This is a genomic window from Thalassospira indica (assembly GCF_003403095.1).
In the GTDB taxonomy this organism is placed as follows: Bacteria; Pseudomonadota; Alphaproteobacteria; order Rhodospirillales; family Thalassospiraceae; genus Thalassospira; species Thalassospira indica.
This window is the reverse complement of record NZ_CP031555.1, coordinates 3,431,805-3,447,476: the sequence shown is the minus strand read 5'-3', so window position 1 is coordinate 3,447,476 and position 15,672 is coordinate 3,431,805. Positions and strand designations below refer to the sequence as shown.

The following is a 15,672-nucleotide window of genomic DNA, read 5'->3' as shown; positions in this document are numbered from 1 at the left end:
CCTGACAGGATGCTGTCAGGAGGGGCTGGCTATAAAGCCGGTCATTGACGACGGACGGGGAGGTTATGTGTTCGCGCAGTCGAACGTGTCACGCGCTTGCGGTGTTGCGACACCACACAGGAAAGTTTCAACCGCACGTGAAACGCGTTCGTTAATTTGCTGGTCGGTCATGGGCGGGCGCGGATTGTGTTTCATGATCCGCGACAGCCAGTCGCCAATGACCATGGATTCAAACATTTCGGCCGAATGATCTGCGTCTTCGATTGTTATATTGCCAAGCTTTTGCTGCCGCGACAGGTAATCGGCAAGGTGTTTGCGTGTGCTGTCGGGGCCAACTTCAAAGAATTTTTCGATCAAGGGTAGAAAATGTTGGCCCTCGGAATACTGAATCTGGGTGAAGCGGGCGACTTCCTCGGTTACAATCTTTTGGGCCAGTTTTGTGCCGAAGTCCGTCAGGGCATCACGGGGAGGGAGATCGGTTTCCAGTGAAATATGCAGTTCGGCTGAGAATTCTTTGCATTGCTCGGTCATCACCGCTGCGAGCAAGCCATCCTTTCCGCCAAACGCTTCGTAAAGGGTCGTACGCGACCCGCCAGATTTTGAAATCACGTCATTGAGGGTCACGCCAGCAAAGCCACGTTCAAGCAATAACGCCCATGCAGCATCCATCATTGCACGACGGCGTGCAGTGCCGCGAGAATGTTGTTTTTCAAGCTTTTCGGGCGTTTCACTCATCTTTCTTGGCTCTGCTGTTTTTGGCTCTTGATCGTGCAGCGCACAATGTGTACTGTACCGTACAGTATTTATAAAAGCAATGGCAAAGCGCACACCACACGGCTTTGCGCGGACTTAGAAGGAATAAGCATTTTGTCCATGCGATCTTGTTTGAAATTCGCTGGTATGGCAGCGCTTGTCGTGCTTGTAGCCGCCTGCAGCGAGCAGAGCGAAGGCGACCAACAGGCAGCCGCCCAGCAACAGCCACAGGCGACCCCGGTCGGTACCGTGACGCTGAACGCGCAGACTGTTGGCCTGGTCGAGGAAATGCCCGGTCGTACCGTTGCCTTCCGTCAGGCAGACATCCGCCCGCAGGTCGATGGCATTATCAAGGAACGCAACTTCACCGAGGGTGCGTTTGTTGAAGCCGGTCAGCAGCTTTATATGATTGATCAGGAAGTTTACCTGGCGCGCGTTGATGCCGCACAGGCCGAACTGACCCGTCAGCGCGCAACCCTTGATCAGACGACCAAGACGCGTTCGCGCTATGACCCGCTGATCAAGTCGCAGGCCGTCAGCCAGCAAACCTATGACGATGCCGTCGCCGCCGAAGCACAGGCAAAGGCAGCGGTTGCCGCGGCGCGTGCCGAGCTTGAACAGGCGCGGATCGATCTGGCCTATACTACGGTCACCGCACCGATTTCCGGTCAGATCAGCTCGTCGGATTATTCCGAAGGTTCGCTTGTGACCGCCAATCAGTCGGCAAAGCTGACCACCATCACCCAGCTTGATCCGATCTATGTCGATGTGACGCAGGCCGGTGGCCGGTTGCTGAAAATCAAGGAAGCCATTCGCAATGGCCGCATCAAGGGTGTTGAGAACGGCCAGATCGAGGTTGCCCTGATCGTTGATGCTACCGGTGAGGAATATCCGCACAAGGGAACCTTGCAGTTTTCGGATGTGACGGTGAACGAAACCACCGGGACTGTGCGTTTGCGTGTGGTCTTCCCGAACCCGGATGGTACGCTTCTGCCTGGTATGTTTGTCCGTGGACAGGTCCGTCAGGGCCAGCTTGAGGACGCCTTCCTTGTGCCGCAGAAAGCGGTGATGCGCCGTCCGGATGGCTCGGCTTATGCCTATGTCGTCGAGGATGGCAAGGTTGCCTCCAAGGATTTGACGATCGAGCAGTCGCAGGGACAGGATTGGCTGGTGACGGCCGGTATCGAGGATGGCGCGCAAGTCATTGTCGATGGCATCCAGCGAATCGGACCGGATGCGCCAGTGACGCCGCAGCCCGTTGAAACCGCCAAAGCCGCCGAATAAGGACTTATTCAATGGCAAAATTCTTTATTGATCGCCCCGTCTTCGCCTGGGTTATTGCCCTGGTGATCATGCTGGCGGGGGGCTTGTCGCTTTGGCAGTTGCCCATCGAACAGTATCCGTCGATTGCACCACCATCTGTCGAGATCGGGGCAACTTATCCCGGTGCCTCGGCGCAAACTGTTGAAAACACGGTCACCCAGGTGATCGAACAGCAGATGAACGGCCTTGATTACCTGCGCTATATGTCCTCGACCTCGTCGGGGAACGGGCAGGCATCGATTACGCTGACCTTTGAACCCGAAGCTGATCCGGATATCGCCCAGGTGCAGGTGCAGAACAAGCTGCAGGCTGCCATGTCATCGCTTCCGACCGAAGTGCAGGAGCAGGGGGTGACCGTCAGCAAATCATCGGGATCGTTCCTGATGGTTGTCGGCTTTGTGTCGGCTGACGGGTCGATGAATGCCCAGGACCTTGCGGACTTTGTGGTATCATCGGTCGAAGATCCGATTGCGCGTGTGAACGGTGTTGGCTCGGTCCAGGTGTTTGGGGCCCAGCATGCGATGCGCATCTGGCTCGATCCGAACAAGATGCTGTCCTATAACCTGACGGTGATGGATGTTAACAATGCCATCGAGGCACAAAACACCGAAGTCACTGCCGGTCAAATCGGCGGAGCACCGTCGGTTTCGGGCCAGCAGATCAACGCAACCATCACCGCCCAAAGCAAACTGCAAACCGTTGACGAGTTCGCCAACATCTTGCTTAAGGTCGAAACCGATGGTGCGCAGGTGCGCCTTGGCGATGTGGCCCGTATCGAAATCGGTGGCGAAAGCTATGAAGTTGTTGCGCGCTACAATGCGCAGGCTGCAACCGGTATCGGGATCAACCTTGCAACCGGTTCCAACGCGCTTGATACCGCAGATGCGGTTAAATCCCGTCTTGCGGAACTCAAACCGTTCTTCCCGCAAGGGATCGAGATTGTCTATCCCTATGACACGACACCGTTCGTTGAGGTGTCGATCGAAGAGGTGGTCTATACCCTGTTCGAGGCGATTGTCCTCGTGTTCCTGGTGATGTTCCTGTTCCTGCAGAACTGGCGGGCAACGCTTATTCCGACGATTGCAGTGCCGGTTGTTTTGCTCGGCACCTTCGGAATTCTTGCGGCATTTGGCTATTCGATCAACACGCTCACCATGTTTGCCATGGTTCTGGCCATCGGCCTTTTGGTCGATGACGCGATTGTTGTGGTCGAAAACGTCGAACGTGTAATGGAAGAAGACGGTCTTCCGCCGCGTGAAGCAACGCGAAAATCCATGGGACAGATCACCGGTGCCCTGATTGGTATTGCGCTTGTGCTTTCGGCGGTGTTTGTGCCGATGGCCTTCTTTGCCGGGTCGACAGGGGCGATTTATCGCCAGTTCTCGATCACGATCGTCTCGGCAATGGTGCTGTCGGTTGTTGTCGCGATTGTTCTGACACCGGCGCTTTGTGCGACGATGCTCAAACCCGGCCACACCGATCCGACCAAGAAGAAAGGCCCGTTTGGCTGGTTTAACCGAGGCTTTGAACGGACCAACAACTTCTATCAAGGCAGCGTTGGCCACGTTGTGAACCGCAAATGGCGCTATTTGTTCGTCTATGCGATTCTTGTTGGTGGCCTTGCAGCTTTGTTTGGCCGACTGCCGGGCTCCTTCCTGCCGGAAGAAGACCAGGGCATCATGTTTGCCATGGTGCAGTTGCCTGCTGGGGCATCGCAGGAACGCACGGTCGATGTTCTCAAGAAGCTTGAAAAACACTTCATGGAGAACGAGGCGGAAAATATCGATGGTCTGTTCACGGTTGCCGGCTTTTCGTTCGCCGGGAGTGGGCAGAACGCCGGTATTGCCTTCGTGAACCTCAAGGACTGGTCGGAACGTACCCGCCCGGATCAAGCGGTTGATGCGGTGATTGGTCGTGCCTATGGCGCGTTTGCCCAGATCCGCGAAGCCATGATCTTTGCCTTTGCGCCGCCTGCGATTATCGAACTTGGTACCGCGAACGGTTTTGACCTTCAACTTGTTGACCGCGGTGGCAATGGTCACGACGCCCTGATCGCGGCCCGTAACCAGCTTTTGGGCATGGCATCACAGGACCCGCGTCTTGTTGGTGTGCGCCCCAACGGCCTGAATGATACGCCGCAGTTCAATGTCAATATTGATCAGGAAAAGGCCAGCGCCCTTGGCGTCAACCTTGCCGAAATCAACCAGACACTGGCGGCTGCCTGGGGGTCAAGCTATGTCAATGACTTCATCGAAAACGGCCGTGTTAAACGGGTTTACATGCAGGCAGACGCCAAATACCGCATGATGCCCGAAGACATGGATTACTGGTATGTCCGTAACAATCTGGGTGAAATGGTGCCGATTTCGGCTGTTTCTACCAGTGAATGGACCTATGGTTCTCCACGTCTGGAACGCTTTAACGGTCTGTCGTCGCTTAATATTCAGGGGTCTGCGGCACCGGGTGTCGCATCCGGGGATGCCATGGCTGCGATGGAACAGCTTGTCTCGCAGCTTCCGGGCGATATCGGCCTTGAATGGCAGGGGCTGTCCTATGAGGAACGCGAAGCGGGCGAGCAGGGACCGGCATTGTATGCCCTGTCGATGATCGTCGTCTTCCTGTGTCTGGCAGCGCTTTATGAAAGCTGGGCCATTCCGATTTCGGTGATGATGGTCGTACCGCTGGGTGTCCTTGGTGCTGTGATCGCAGCGATGCTGCGTGGTCTGCCCGATGACGTTTACTTCCAGGTGGCGATCCTGACCACGATTGGTTTGTCGGCCAAGAACGCCATCCTGATTGTCGAGTTCGCCCGCGAACTTTACGACGAGGGCATGGGGCTTCTTGAGGCAACTGTCGAAGCAGCGCGCCAGCGTCTGCGTCCGATCATCATGACGTCGATGGCCTTTACCCTTGGTGTCGTGCCGCTGGCGATTTCGACCGGTGCCGGTGCCGGGGCCCGCGTGGCCGTGGGTACCGGTGTGATGGGCGGGATGATTGCCGCAACCGTGCTTGCGATCTTCTTTGTGCCTTTGTTCTTTGTTCTGATTGTTGGCACCTTTGCCAAGAACCGGAAGAAAAAGGGCGAAGTCCAGGCTGCCCACGAACATCCGGCTGAATAAAATTTAAGGCCAGCCTTATCAAAAAGGCTGGCCTTAAACGGCATCGCGCCGTGACGGTGCAGAATTTGATTTTCTGCATGATCCCCCGACCCCGCCGTTGCGCGTGCGAAAGAAAGGGCCGATGCGTTTGCATCGGCCCTTTTGTTTTGACCGCAACCCCCAATAAGGTCAAGCGCCTTTTGGATAGGGTGTGCCGCACCAAACCCGCACGAACGGCGCAGATATCACACTTTTGAGCGGGCAAAAATCAGGATTTGCTCATGCCATCAAGGGACTGCCGATGGGCGTGCATCTGATGGAAAATCGCGTATCTGCGGTCATGATCCGCTTTCGCCGATGGATCGGGCGCGTGGGCGGTTTCCTTGCCTGCCATCTGGCGTGCGGCCCGGGCAAGACCGCCTTTTGCATCAAGCGCACCTGCGGCCAGCATCGCCGATCCCAGCAGCACCGGCTCCTCGCAATCAGACATCACGACCGTGCATCCGGTGACATCGGCATAGAGTTTCACCAGTACCTTGCTGGCGGTGTGCCCGCCGCTCAGATGGATGTGGGTGATGTCATAGCCGGTATCATTCATCGCATCGATGATATGGCGCGTGCCATAGGCAATCGCGCACGCAGTCGCCCAATAAAGCTTCAGGAAGCTTTCCTCGCTTTGATCAAGTGTCAGACCGGAAATAACGCCAAGCGCCTCGGGATCGGCCAGCGGTGATCGGTTGCCATGGAAATCAGGCAGAACATGCAGGCGCGGCGCCAGATCGGTTTTTTCTGCCATCATCGGCATCAGTTTTTCCCCGGCAAGCTTGTGGGCATCACGGCCCATGTCATGGGAAAACGGATGCATGGCAACGATATGATCCAGCAACGCACCGGTCGCGGATTGCCCGCCTTCATTAAGCCAAAGGTTCGGGGCAATCGCCCCGAAATAGGGACCCCAGACGCCTTTGATAAAGCGCGGTTCCTTTGACAGCGCCATGTGACAGGTCGATGTCCCCGCGATCATGGCAAAATGCTGATCAAGGTTGCCGTCCAGATATTCACCAAGTGTGCCCAGCGCCCCGGCATGGGCATCAATCAGCCCCGCACCCACCACACAATCTGTGGTCAGGCCAAGATCAGCTGCCCCCTGTTCGGAAAGGGATCCGATCAGTTCGCCAACTGCAAGCGCACTGTCATGCATGTTGATCTTGTCATTGAGGTCTTCCATGTCGATCGCGTTTAAGAAATCGCGATCCCATGGTTCATCCTGATGGGCAAGATAGGTCCATTTGCATGTCACCGTGCAGCAGGACCGGGCGTTGCTGCCGGTTGCGCGGAATGACAGGAAATCGGCCAGATCATACGCCGCGCCCATTTTCTGCCAGGCGGCATTGTGATGGCGTTTCAGCCACATCAATTTGGGGATTTCCATTTCGGGCGACATGGTGCCGCCAATATATTCCAGCACCTTGGCGCCGGTGGCGGTGCATTCCTCGGCCTCGCGCACGGCCCGGTGATCCATCCAGACAATCACATCCCAGTTGTCCGCACCATTGGGCGTGACGCCCAGCGGTTTGTTATCCTGATCGCGGATCACGAGCGAGCATGTGGCATCAAACCCGATGGCGGCGACCTTTTGTGCAGGGACCCCGGATTTGGCCATGGCATCCCGCACCGACTGACAGACCGACTGCCAGATATTTTCAGAATCCTGTTCGACGAAATCGGGTTTCGGGCGGTTCATCGCAATCGCGTGTGCAGCACTGCCAAGCAATTTGCCATTGGCGTCAAACACGCCGGCGCGTGCACTTCCGGTGCCGACATCGACACCGACAAAACAGGGGTAAGTGGGACTCATGATCGGGTACTCCTCCGCATATCCCCTAGCTTTTCGGGATTTCTCCGATGCCGGGTGATCTTTTGTTTGGGCTGTTGTTTCGTCTGTTTTGGGCTCAATTTTGCCTGAGTTGATCAAAAGTTCATTAATTGGTCAAATGTTCATTTTTGTTGACGCTGAACTTATCTCTTAGCTACGCTGTAGCGATAACATAAATCACACAAGCCAGGTTCAACATGGCCCGAGGAAACAATGTCCAAGGCCCGACCGATGATGTCGGGGCCGGTATCGTAACGTCAGCATCAGAGATCCAAGGTCTGTTTGACGCCTGTCGTGTTGTCCTGTTTGACTGTGACGGCGTTCTGGTCAATAGCGAACCGATCTCGCTGGCAACCCTTGTCGATGTGCTGGATCATTTTAACGCGCCGCTCAGTCTGCGCGACGTATCGGACCGATTTACCGGACGATCAAGTTCCGCACCGATTGAATATATCAAAACCCAGACGGGGCGCGATGTCAGTGCGGAATTCAAACCGTATTACTATAAAATGCTGTTTGACCGCTATGACCGCGACCTGACCAAGATTGACGGGATCGAAACCGTCCTGACTGTTCTTCAGGCACGGGATATTGCTTTTTGCATTTCATCAAGCAGTTCTGTCGAACGGCTTGAAAAAACCATGCAGGTCACGGGCCTTGGTCCTTGGTTTGACGGGCGTGTTTATAGTGCGGATTTCGTTGAAAACGGCAAACCGGCCCCGGATCTTTTCCTGCATGCGGCCGATGCCATGGGATATGCCCAGGGTGATGCCATCGTGATCGAGGATTCTGTTGCCGGGGTGACGGCGGCGCGGGCGGCAGGCATGAAATGCATCGGCTTTGTCGGCGGCGGGCATTATGCCGATGACCGTGAAGGGGCCAGCCAACGACTTTATGAAGCAGGCGCCGATATTGTTATTTCCGACATGTCGATGTTGGCACAGGCGATTGCGGTTTAGTGCCGCCTACCGCTGGGTCAGAAGTTTCTGATAGCGGGTCTGGCTTTGGCTGAGGTGATCGCGCATCGCCTTGCGGGCAGTATCTTCGTCACGCGCGGCAATCGCATCATAAATCCGGCGATGTTCGCCGGTGATCATCTGCATATAGGCCTTCTGGTCTTCGGCCTCGGGCGGGCGGCGACGCAATTGCGCACGCGGGATGGTTTTATCGCCCAGATGTTCGAGGAACTCGGCAAAGCGGCGATTGTTGGTGGCGGATGCAATCGCGCTGTGAAATTCGAAATCGGCCTGTTCGGTTGGCTCGCCCTTTTCAAGGGCGCGTTCCATTCTGGCCATCGCCTCGTAAATCTTGGTTTGCTGTGCGACAGAGCTTCGGATGCAGGCAAGTCCGGCCGCCTCGATCTCGACCGCCATGCGCAGTTCAAGAATTTCCAGAACGTCGGACACTTGCGCGTAATCAACCGCAAAGATCGATTTATCATTGGCCCGCGTTTGCGGTGACAGAACAAACACTCCGGCCCCCTGACGCGGCTCCAGCAACCCGTCGGCCTTAAGGGCGGCAATTGCTTCGCGGATCACGGTGCGGCTGACGCCAAACTGTTCGGTCAGAACCGGTTCGGTCGGCAATTTGCTTCCGGGTTCGCGTTGCCCGCTTTCGATCTCTTGGCGCAGGCTGGCAATGACTTTTTCGGTCAGCGATACTTTGCGCGGGGCGGCTGACACACGTGGCTTGTTCATTTTGCGTATCCGATAATTCCGGTGTAAAACAACCGGATATAAAAATGGCAGGTTGGCGTTAATCTTTGTTTGCGTCATTACAGTTACCATCTTCAATTAATCGAACGATAGTGGTTCTGTAAAGTCATCATATGATTTTGGTTGGATTTGAGGCACACAGGAATGGCCAAAAAAGGCGAACCTGAATACCGTTGGAACAGTGGTCCTTTTCAGATCGGGATTGTCCCAGACGGCGGGGCAATATCGCGGATTGACTGGATCCGCCCGGATGGCAAGGGCATTATCAATTTGTTGCGTCCGGTCACCCCGGAGGCGATTGCATCGGGCAATCCGTCAAATTTGGGCTGTTTTCCGATGGTGCCGTTTGCCAACCGACTGGCCTTTGCCGAGTTCGAGTTTGATGGCCGCATCGTCAAGGTCCCGGCCAACCGCCCGCCCAGCCCGCATGCCATTCACGGCTTTGGCCGGTCTTCGGAATGGCAGATCGAACGTCCGACTGTTGATACGCTGCGCTTCAATCACAAGCATGACGACCCGCAAAGCGGCTTTGTTTATGTCGCCTGGCAGGAAATCAAGGTTACCGAGGGGGATGTGACCATCGAAATTGGTGTGCGTCATCTGGGCCGAACACCGATGCCCTATGGCATTGGCCTGCACCCCTGGTTCCCGGGCGGCGAAGACGTTTCGGTCGCCTTTATCGCGTCTGACAGTTTCGCCACGGACGAGGATATGCTACCAACCGCGCGCACGGTTATTGATCTGGGCCGCGATTTTTCCGATGGTCGCATGATCCGCCATAACTTGGCACTTGATGCCCATTATGCCGGTTGGCACCTTGAAGCCGACATGGTCTGGCAGGATGCCGGTTACAGTGTGAAGATGCTGGCAAGCGACAGCCTGTCAAACGTGCAATTCTATATCCCGGAAGATGGCAAGACATTCTGTGTCGAGCCGGTCTCCCACGTGCCAAACGTTCATAACCGTCCGGAATTCAAGGAGCTCGGCGATCTTGTCGTGCTTGATAACAACCAGACGCTGACCGGGACCATGACGCTGATCCCGACCTTGCTTGAGACACCCGATAACGACTTGGTCGACGAGGATGAGGTTTTCGGCAAACCGGGCAACCGCGACTATTCGCTGGTGGATTGATCCGAAACGGCGGGCAGATCGGCAAAGGCTTTACCGACCAGAAGTTTATCGATAAAAACTTACAAGTAAGTTTTACAAGATAACAAGTCCGGGGGACGGATGTCGGAATTGCTTTTAAGGGTTCAGAAGCGCGAAAAGCTTGCCGATCAGCTTTATGGTCAGATCCTTGAACAGATCATCTCGGGCAACCTTGCCGAAGGTGCCAAGCTGCCCTCGGAAAATGAAATCTGTGCGTCCTTTGGCGTGTCGCGTCCGGTTGTGCGCGAAGCTTTGCGCAAACTGCAATCTGATGGACTGGTCTATGCCCGCCAGGGTGTTGGGTCGTTTGTAAAAAAACGCCCGCCACAAGGTTTGATCGAGTTTGGCGGAGTCAGTGATGTCGCGGGGCTTCTGCGCTGCTTTGAAGCACGTTCCGCGATCGAGGGCACAACGGCCCGCATGGCTGCCGAACGCTCCAGCCCCCGCCATCATCGCGAAATTGAAAATGCGCTCAAGATGCTCGAAGACGGGGTATCGGCCGGTGATATTGCCGATAAGGCCGATCTGGCCTTTCACATGGCAATTGCACGCGCCAGCGGCAACGAGATTTTCGTTACCATCCTTAACTCCCTGCATGAAGTGATGTCCAAATCCATGCGCGTGGCGCTTAATATCACGCGCGGTGGCTCGGCCGAGCGTGCGCAAAAGGTGCTTTCCGAACACCGCCAGATCTATGATGCGATCCTTGGCCATGACGGCAATAGTGCCGAACTGATGATGCGCTATCACCTGCATCAGGCCCGCCAACGCGTCACCGATCACGCCCGCGACAAGTAAACAAATGTGCTGCCTGGCCTGACGGATACGGGGACGGGCGGGCACAAATCCTGTTGACGAACAGGGCCCCGGACTGGCAAACCAGACACAACAAAAATTAATCATATGAATTTGGGAGTGTGCGATGACCGGTGGTGTAATGTATCAGCCGGAAATTCTCAGTGATGAGACTTTCACTTTGGCGGAATGCCCCAATTGGGATGCGGCCAACAATCGGCTTTACTGGACAGACATCCTTAATTGCAAACTGCACGCGCTTGATGTTGCCACGGGCCTGCGCAAAACATGGACCTTTGACAGCGAGCTTGGCTGTTTCGGGCTGACCGACCAGGGCCGCATTATCGTGGCCCTGCGCAAGGATATCCTTTTCCTTGATCCGAAAACCGACGCGCGCGCCCCGCTGTGTCGCATTGAAGACGGGATCAACAGCCGCACCAATGATGGCAAGATCGGCCCGGATGGCGCGTTCTGGGTCGGCACCATGGATGACAATCCTGAAAAGATGCCTATTGCCTCGCTCTATCGAATTACGGCTGATGGCAAGATCGAGGAAAAGGCAACCGGTTTCAAAATTTCCAACGGCATTGCCTGGTCCGCTGACGGGGCGAAAATGTATCACTCGGACTCACGCGGGCCGTGGGTCAATCGCTGGGATTTTGATGTTGCCACGGGCAATATTTCCAACTGCACGCGTTACCTTGATCTCGATGATCGGCTTGGCCGTCCCGATGGTGGCGCTGTGGATGCCGAAGGATGCTATTGGTCGGCGGGGGTGTCGGCGGGCAACCTTAATCGCTTTGCCCCGGATGGGACGCTTTTGAAATCGATCCCGATGCCAATGCCCAATCCGACCATGCCGTGTTTCGGCGGGCCGGACATGAAGACGCTGTATGTCACCAGCCATCAGGAAGGCTATAGCCCGGAAAAACGCGCCGAATTCCCGCATGCCGGGAAGCTGGTCAAGCTGCGCGTTGAAGTGCCCGGTGTGCCGGTGACCAAGTTCCGCGAAAATAGCGAGCGCCGTGCGTACCCCCGCTAGTAGGCCCACTAAAACCAAAAAGGCCATGCAGGGAAATCTGCATGGCCTTTTTCTTTGGGATCAGTTTGATCAGACCTTTTTGATTTCAGCCGTGACGGTGCCAAGCCCCTCAAAGATCGCCTCGATCTTGCCATGCGGGGTAATGGTCGGAAGCGCGCAGGCGCCGGTGGTGATCACGTCACCTGCCTTCAGGCTTTTGCCGCGCTTGGCAAGGAACCCGACCAGATATTCCAGCCCGCCAAAAATCTCTGGCCAGGCGTCTGGATCATCATTGCTGGCAAGGACTTCACCGTCACTTTTGGTGGTGACTTTGCCGCCGATAAAACCAAGATCGCGCCAGCCGTCAATTTCAGCACCCAGGATGAAGTGGCTGGTCGAATTCAGGTCGGCCAGTGTCTGGATCGGGTCCTGTTTTTCATGATAGCGGCGGTCGGCAATCTCGATTGCCAGATGCATGCTTTTGATATGATCAAGGATATCGCTTGATGTCGCATCCGGGGCAGGGGTGCTGTCCATGACAACCGCAATTTCCGCCTCGATATTGGGAAAATGGATGTCGTCGGTGGTCAGTGTCGCGCCATCGCCAAGAATACGCCCATCCAGCAACGGCCCCACCAGCGGGCCATCGGCACCGATCTTTTCCTGTGCCGCACGGGTCGCAACTGCAAGCTTCCAGCCCGCCTGCGCAATGCCGACCGCGGCAAGGGTGGCGTCCTGAATGGCATAGGCCTCCTCAAAGGTTTTGGGCGCAATGTCAGCAGGCAGGGGATCAATCAGGGTGTGGGTGGTAAAGGCATCGGCAAGGATGCGGCTGGCGGCGGTGATATCAGTCATTCCCGGTCTTCTTGTTTGTGGCAATTGATTTGGTCGCCAGAGCCTAGCGGGCTTTGTTGGCAAAGTCATCATACCAATTGCCGCGATTCGGTGAAATCGACCAGATCTTCCTGATTCATTCCAAAGTCGTAAATTGTCGGAATGCCCTAGAAACCCATATTTTCCGGTGTTTCTGGCGATTCTAAAAAGTTTGAGTATTATGTTTGACAAAGTGATATGATGAATTTATAGAATCGTCATAGTTATTTGACGTATTCAGACATTAGGGACGCTTGATGCACTATCTAGAGATGAAAAAGGCGATTGGCGCCGGGTTGCTTTCTTTTCCGGTGACGCCTTTTGATGCCGAAGGCGCGCTTGATCTTGCGACCTATCGCACGCATGTCGGCTGGCTGTCGCAATATCCGGCAACCGCCCTTTTTGCAGCCGGTGGTACCGGGGAATTCTTTTCCCTGACCCCGGCCGAGGTGGTCGAAACCGTGCGTGCGGCCAAGGAAGTTGCGGGCGACACCCCGATCATCGCCGGGTGCGGGTATGGCACGGCCATGGCGGTTGAACTTGCCAAGGCCTGCGAGGAGGCCGGTGCGGATGGTCTTTTGCTGTTGCCGCAATATCTGGTTGGTGCCGAACAGGAAGGTCTGTTTGCCCGCGTGAAGGCGGTGTGTGATGCGGTCGATATCGGCGTGATTGTCTATAACCGCGACAATTCGATTATTACGGCTGAAACACTTGCCAAGCTGTGTGATGTCTGCCCGAACCTGGTCGGGTTCAAGGATGGTCATGGCAATATCGAAATGGTCACCAAGGTTTGCACCGTGATCGGGGATCGGCTGTCCTATATCGGCGGCATGCCGACAGCCGAGGTCTTTGCCAAGGCATACAAGGCAGCTGGTGTGACAACCTATTCATCGGCGATCTTCAACTTCCTGCCGCAACAGGCGCTTGATTTCTATGATGCGCTTGGCCGCGATGACGACGCCGCGATGAGCCGCGCACTGACCGAATTTTTCTATCCGTACCTTGATATCCGCAATCGTGGAAAGGGCTACGCCGTTTCCATCGTCAAGGCGGGCATGCGGGTGATCGGGCGCGATACCGGCCCGGTGCGCAGTCCGCTGACCGATTTGACCGATGCGGAACATGACATGCTGGCCGATGTGATCCGCAAGGCTTATGGCGACGCGGCCCTTCGCGCTGCCTGATGGCGGGTCGCCAACGCGACATATGACTTGTTATTTCCCGGCGGGTTCGCCTGCCGGGGCGGCAGAATGGGACACTAAAACTGCAATCGGTTATCGGAAATTTGATACCGTTCGCAACTTAGTTGTTAACAAATCTTACAGTTATGTTTACAAGTGCTGGATTGTAGGATTAAATGATAAGAACAAGACCCAAAAGGGCAAAATGCTTCAATGAAATAGACAACAGATTGTCTGGGAGGACCTAAAATGAACAAGTTTATCAAAACCACAACGCTGACGATTGCGGCGGCTGCCGTCTCGGTGGCGCTGGCATCCGGTGCGCAGGCCGCCGAATGGCGCGGCTGGAACATTCATCCGCCGGAATACCCGGTTTCGACCGGCATGGAAGAATTCGCCAAGCTGATCAATGAAAAGTCCGGCGGCGATCTGGAAGCCAAGGTTTATCACGGCGGCGTTCTGGGCGATCAGCCTGATGCGATCCAGCAGGTCCGTCTGGGCGGTCTGGACTGGGCTGTTTTCAACCTCGGCCCGCTGGGTGAAGTCGCCCCCGAAGCCAACGTTGTGTCGCTGCCTTTCATCTTCAAAAGCGTCGATGCCATGCATGACGTCATGGATGGCCCGGCTGGTCAGCAGATCGCCGATGGCCTGATCGAAGCTGGCTTGCAGCCGCTTGGCTGGTATGACTCTGGTGCGCGTTCGTTCTATAACTCCAAGCGTCCGATCAATACCCCGGCGGACCTTGACGGTTTGAAATTCCGCGTCATGAGCAACGATCTTTATGTTCAGATGGTTGATGCGCTGGGCGGTAACGCGACCCCGATGGCCTATAGCTCGGTCTATCAGTCGCTGAAAACCGGCGTGATTGACGGTGCGGAAAACAACTACCCGTCTTATGACAGCTCCGGGCATTTTGAGGCGGCGAAATACTATTCCGTCACCCAGCACCTGATCCTTCCGGAATGCCTGTGCATGAACAAGGCGCTTTATGACAGCCTGTCGGACGAGGAAAAGAAAATCGTCCACGAAGCAGCTGAAGCATCTGTCACCGTACAGCGTGCCGCATGGGCCGATCGTGCAGAGCAGTCCAAGGAAAAAGTCATTGCCGCGGGCATCGAAGTCAACGAGATCGCCGATAAGCAGGCTTTCCAGGATGCCATGCAGCCGGTCTATGACAACTTCCTGAAAGCCAACCCGGATCTTGCCGATCTGGTCAAGGCGATCCAGGACGCGCAGAAATAATGCCTTAAATATCTGAAGGGCGGCGATAATATCGTCGCCCTTCTTTTTGGCTGCGCTTAGTATATTCGTCGTTTATCTGTTTCTGGTAGCGCGTAGATGTTTTCTCGTTTTGTTAATGTGATTGATCGCTTGGGCGGTGGGATTGCCGGGGTGCTGAACCTGATTGGTGGTTTGGCCCTTGTCGCACTGATCCCGAGTTTCGCCTGGCTGGTGTTCGGGCGTTATGTCCTCAATGAAACACCGACCTGGGTCGAACAGGTTTCGCTTATTCTGATTGTGCTGATTACCTTTCCGGTAGCAGCTGCGGGCATCCGCGACAACAGCCACCTTTCCGTTTCCTTTTTCCGCGATGCATTGCCGCCGAAAATGGCCGCCATTGTTGCGGCCATCGGATATGGCGCGTCGGCCTGGTTTGGCTATTGGATGCTGATCGGGGCGATGGATCTGGTTGCGTTTAACTGGGCCAAGACCATGCCGATCATTCATATTTCAGATGGCTTGCGGTCCGTTCCGATGGCAGTGTGCGGTGCGGGGATCATGTTTTACAGCGTGGTTCATATCCTCAAGATCGCGGTGCGGTGGAAAACCATTTCCCAGGCCCGCATTTACCATGATGATCTTTTGAATGAGGACGTGAAATAAC

At 55.5% G+C, this 15,672-nt stretch carries 13 protein-coding genes; 9 read left to right on the top strand and 4 right to left on the bottom strand.

Annotation, left to right across the window (positions count from 1 at the left end):
• Positions 1-63: 63 nt before the first annotated feature.
• On the bottom strand, positions 64-735 hold the full coding sequence (locus tag DY252_RS16205; protein WP_008890172.1) for a TetR/AcrR family transcriptional regulator: 672 nt from the start codon (positions 733-735) through the stop codon (positions 64-66).
• Positions 736-900: 165 nt separating this feature from the next.
• Between DY252_RS16205 and DY252_RS16200 the strand changes: the two genes are divergently transcribed.
• Together DY252_RS16200 and DY252_RS16195 are read left to right on the top strand one after the other, a co-directional pair.
• Positions 901-2,037 (top strand): efflux RND transporter periplasmic adaptor subunit, encoded by a 1,137-nt coding sequence (locus DY252_RS16200; protein ID WP_231959680.1) that lies wholly within the window; start codon positions 901-903, stop codon positions 2,035-2,037.
• A gap of 11 nt (positions 2,038-2,048) precedes the next feature.
• Positions 2,049-5,195, top strand: coding sequence for an efflux RND transporter permease subunit (locus DY252_RS16195; protein WP_064788412.1), 3,147 nt, complete (start codon positions 2,049-2,051; stop codon positions 5,193-5,195).
• Positions 5,196-5,442: 247 nt separating this feature from the next.
• Here the strand turns inward: DY252_RS16195 and DY252_RS16190 are convergent, their stop codons facing one another.
• Positions 5,443-7,032 carry an FGGY-family carbohydrate kinase gene (locus tag DY252_RS16190; protein ID WP_064788411.1) on the bottom strand — a complete coding sequence of 530 codons (1,590 nt, stop codon included), beginning with the start codon at positions 7,030-7,032 and terminating at the stop codon, positions 5,443-5,445.
• A 215-nt stretch (positions 7,033-7,247) separates the two neighbouring features.
• On the opposite strand from DY252_RS16190, the gene DY252_RS16185 reads away from it, so the two are divergent.
• A complete protein-coding gene (locus DY252_RS16185; protein WP_082923421.1) occupies positions 7,248-8,009 on the top strand; it encodes an HAD family hydrolase in 762 nt (253 codons plus the stop codon).
• 6 nt (positions 8,010-8,015) lie between these two features.
• Here the strand turns inward: DY252_RS16185 and DY252_RS16180 are convergent, their stop codons facing one another.
• Positions 8,016-8,747 (bottom strand): FadR/GntR family transcriptional regulator, encoded by a 732-nt coding sequence (locus DY252_RS16180; protein ID WP_064788410.1) that lies wholly within the window; start codon positions 8,745-8,747, stop codon positions 8,016-8,018.
• 162 nt (positions 8,748-8,909) lie between these two features.
• Here DY252_RS16180 and DY252_RS16175 point away from each other — a divergent pair, with 162 nt between their 5' ends.
• From DY252_RS16175 to DY252_RS16165, 3 genes are all read left to right on the top strand, one after another.
• Positions 8,910-9,899 (top strand): aldose 1-epimerase, encoded by a 990-nt coding sequence (locus tag DY252_RS16175; protein WP_064788409.1) that lies wholly within the window; start codon positions 8,910-8,912, stop codon positions 9,897-9,899.
• Between the two features lie 99 nt (positions 9,900-9,998).
• Positions 9,999-10,715: a FadR/GntR family transcriptional regulator gene (locus DY252_RS16170; RefSeq protein ID WP_064788408.1), complete on the top strand. Its 717-nt coding sequence runs from the start codon at positions 9,999-10,001 to the stop codon at positions 10,713-10,715.
• 124 nt (positions 10,716-10,839) lie between these two features.
• Positions 10,840-11,754, top strand: a complete 915-nt coding sequence (locus DY252_RS16165; RefSeq protein ID WP_064788407.1) for an SMP-30/gluconolactonase/LRE family protein — start codon at positions 10,840-10,842, stop codon at positions 11,752-11,754.
• A 69-nt stretch (positions 11,755-11,823) separates the two neighbouring features.
• On the opposite strand, the gene DY252_RS16160 is transcribed toward DY252_RS16165, so the two are convergent.
• The gene (locus DY252_RS16160; protein WP_064788406.1) at positions 11,824-12,588 is read right to left on the bottom strand and encodes a 2-keto-4-pentenoate hydratase; all 765 of its coding nucleotides are present in this window, start codon (positions 12,586-12,588) and stop codon (positions 11,824-11,826) included.
• Between the two features lie 275 nt (positions 12,589-12,863).
• Here DY252_RS16160 and kdgD point away from each other — a divergent pair, with 275 nt between their 5' ends.
• The 3 genes from kdgD to DY252_RS16145 all read left to right on the top strand — a co-directional run bounded on the left by kdgD (position 12,864) and on the right by DY252_RS16145 (position 15,671).
• Positions 12,864-13,790, top strand: a complete 927-nt coding sequence (kdgD, locus tag DY252_RS16155) for a 5-dehydro-4-deoxyglucarate dehydratase (protein ID WP_064788405.1) — start codon at positions 12,864-12,866, stop codon at positions 13,788-13,790.
• Between the two features lie 246 nt (positions 13,791-14,036).
• A complete protein-coding gene (locus DY252_RS16150) occupies positions 14,037-15,029 on the top strand; it encodes a TRAP transporter substrate-binding protein (RefSeq protein WP_064788404.1) in 993 nt (330 codons plus the stop codon).
• 96 nt (positions 15,030-15,125) lie between these two features.
• Entirely contained in the window at positions 15,126-15,671 is a 546-nt protein-coding gene (locus DY252_RS16145) for a TRAP transporter small permease (protein WP_064788403.1), read from the top strand.
• Position 15,672: the final 1 nt, after the last annotated feature.

Excerpts from the sequence above, each read along its gene's own strand:
- kdgD (WP_064788405.1), top strand. The coding sequence starts at position 12,864 with ATGCACTATCTAGAGATGAAAAAGGCGATTGGCGCCGGGTTGCTTTCT.
- DY252_RS16150 (WP_064788404.1), top strand. The coding sequence starts at position 14,037 with ATGAACAAGTTTATCAAAACCACAACGCTGACGATTGCGGCGGCTGCC.
- DY252_RS16190 (WP_064788411.1), bottom strand. The coding sequence starts at position 7,032 with ATGAGTCCCACTTACCCCTGTTTTGTCGGTGTCGATGTCGGCACCGGA.
- DY252_RS16145 (WP_064788403.1), top strand. The coding sequence starts at position 15,126 with ATGTTTTCTCGTTTTGTTAATGTGATTGATCGCTTGGGCGGTGGGATT.
- DY252_RS16170 (WP_064788408.1), top strand. The coding sequence starts at position 9,999 with ATGTCGGAATTGCTTTTAAGGGTTCAGAAGCGCGAAAAGCTTGCCGAT.
- DY252_RS16160 (WP_064788406.1), bottom strand. The coding sequence starts at position 12,588 with ATGACTGATATCACCGCCGCCAGCCGCATCCTTGCCGATGCCTTTACC.
- DY252_RS16200 (WP_231959680.1), top strand. The coding sequence starts at position 901 with ATGGCAGCGCTTGTCGTGCTTGTAGCCGCCTGCAGCGAGCAGAGCGAA.
- DY252_RS16185 (WP_082923421.1), top strand. The coding sequence starts at position 7,248 with ATGGCCCGAGGAAACAATGTCCAAGGCCCGACCGATGATGTCGGGGCC.
- DY252_RS16205 (WP_008890172.1), bottom strand. The coding sequence starts at position 735 with ATGAGTGAAACGCCCGAAAAGCTTGAAAAACAACATTCTCGCGGCACT.
- DY252_RS16165 (WP_064788407.1), top strand. The coding sequence starts at position 10,840 with ATGACCGGTGGTGTAATGTATCAGCCGGAAATTCTCAGTGATGAGACT.
- DY252_RS16175 (WP_064788409.1), top strand. The coding sequence starts at position 8,910 with ATGGCCAAAAAAGGCGAACCTGAATACCGTTGGAACAGTGGTCCTTTT.
- DY252_RS16195 (WP_064788412.1), top strand. The coding sequence starts at position 2,049 with ATGGCAAAATTCTTTATTGATCGCCCCGTCTTCGCCTGGGTTATTGCC.
- DY252_RS16180 (WP_064788410.1), bottom strand. The coding sequence starts at position 8,747 with ATGAACAAGCCACGTGTGTCAGCCGCCCCGCGCAAAGTATCGCTGACC.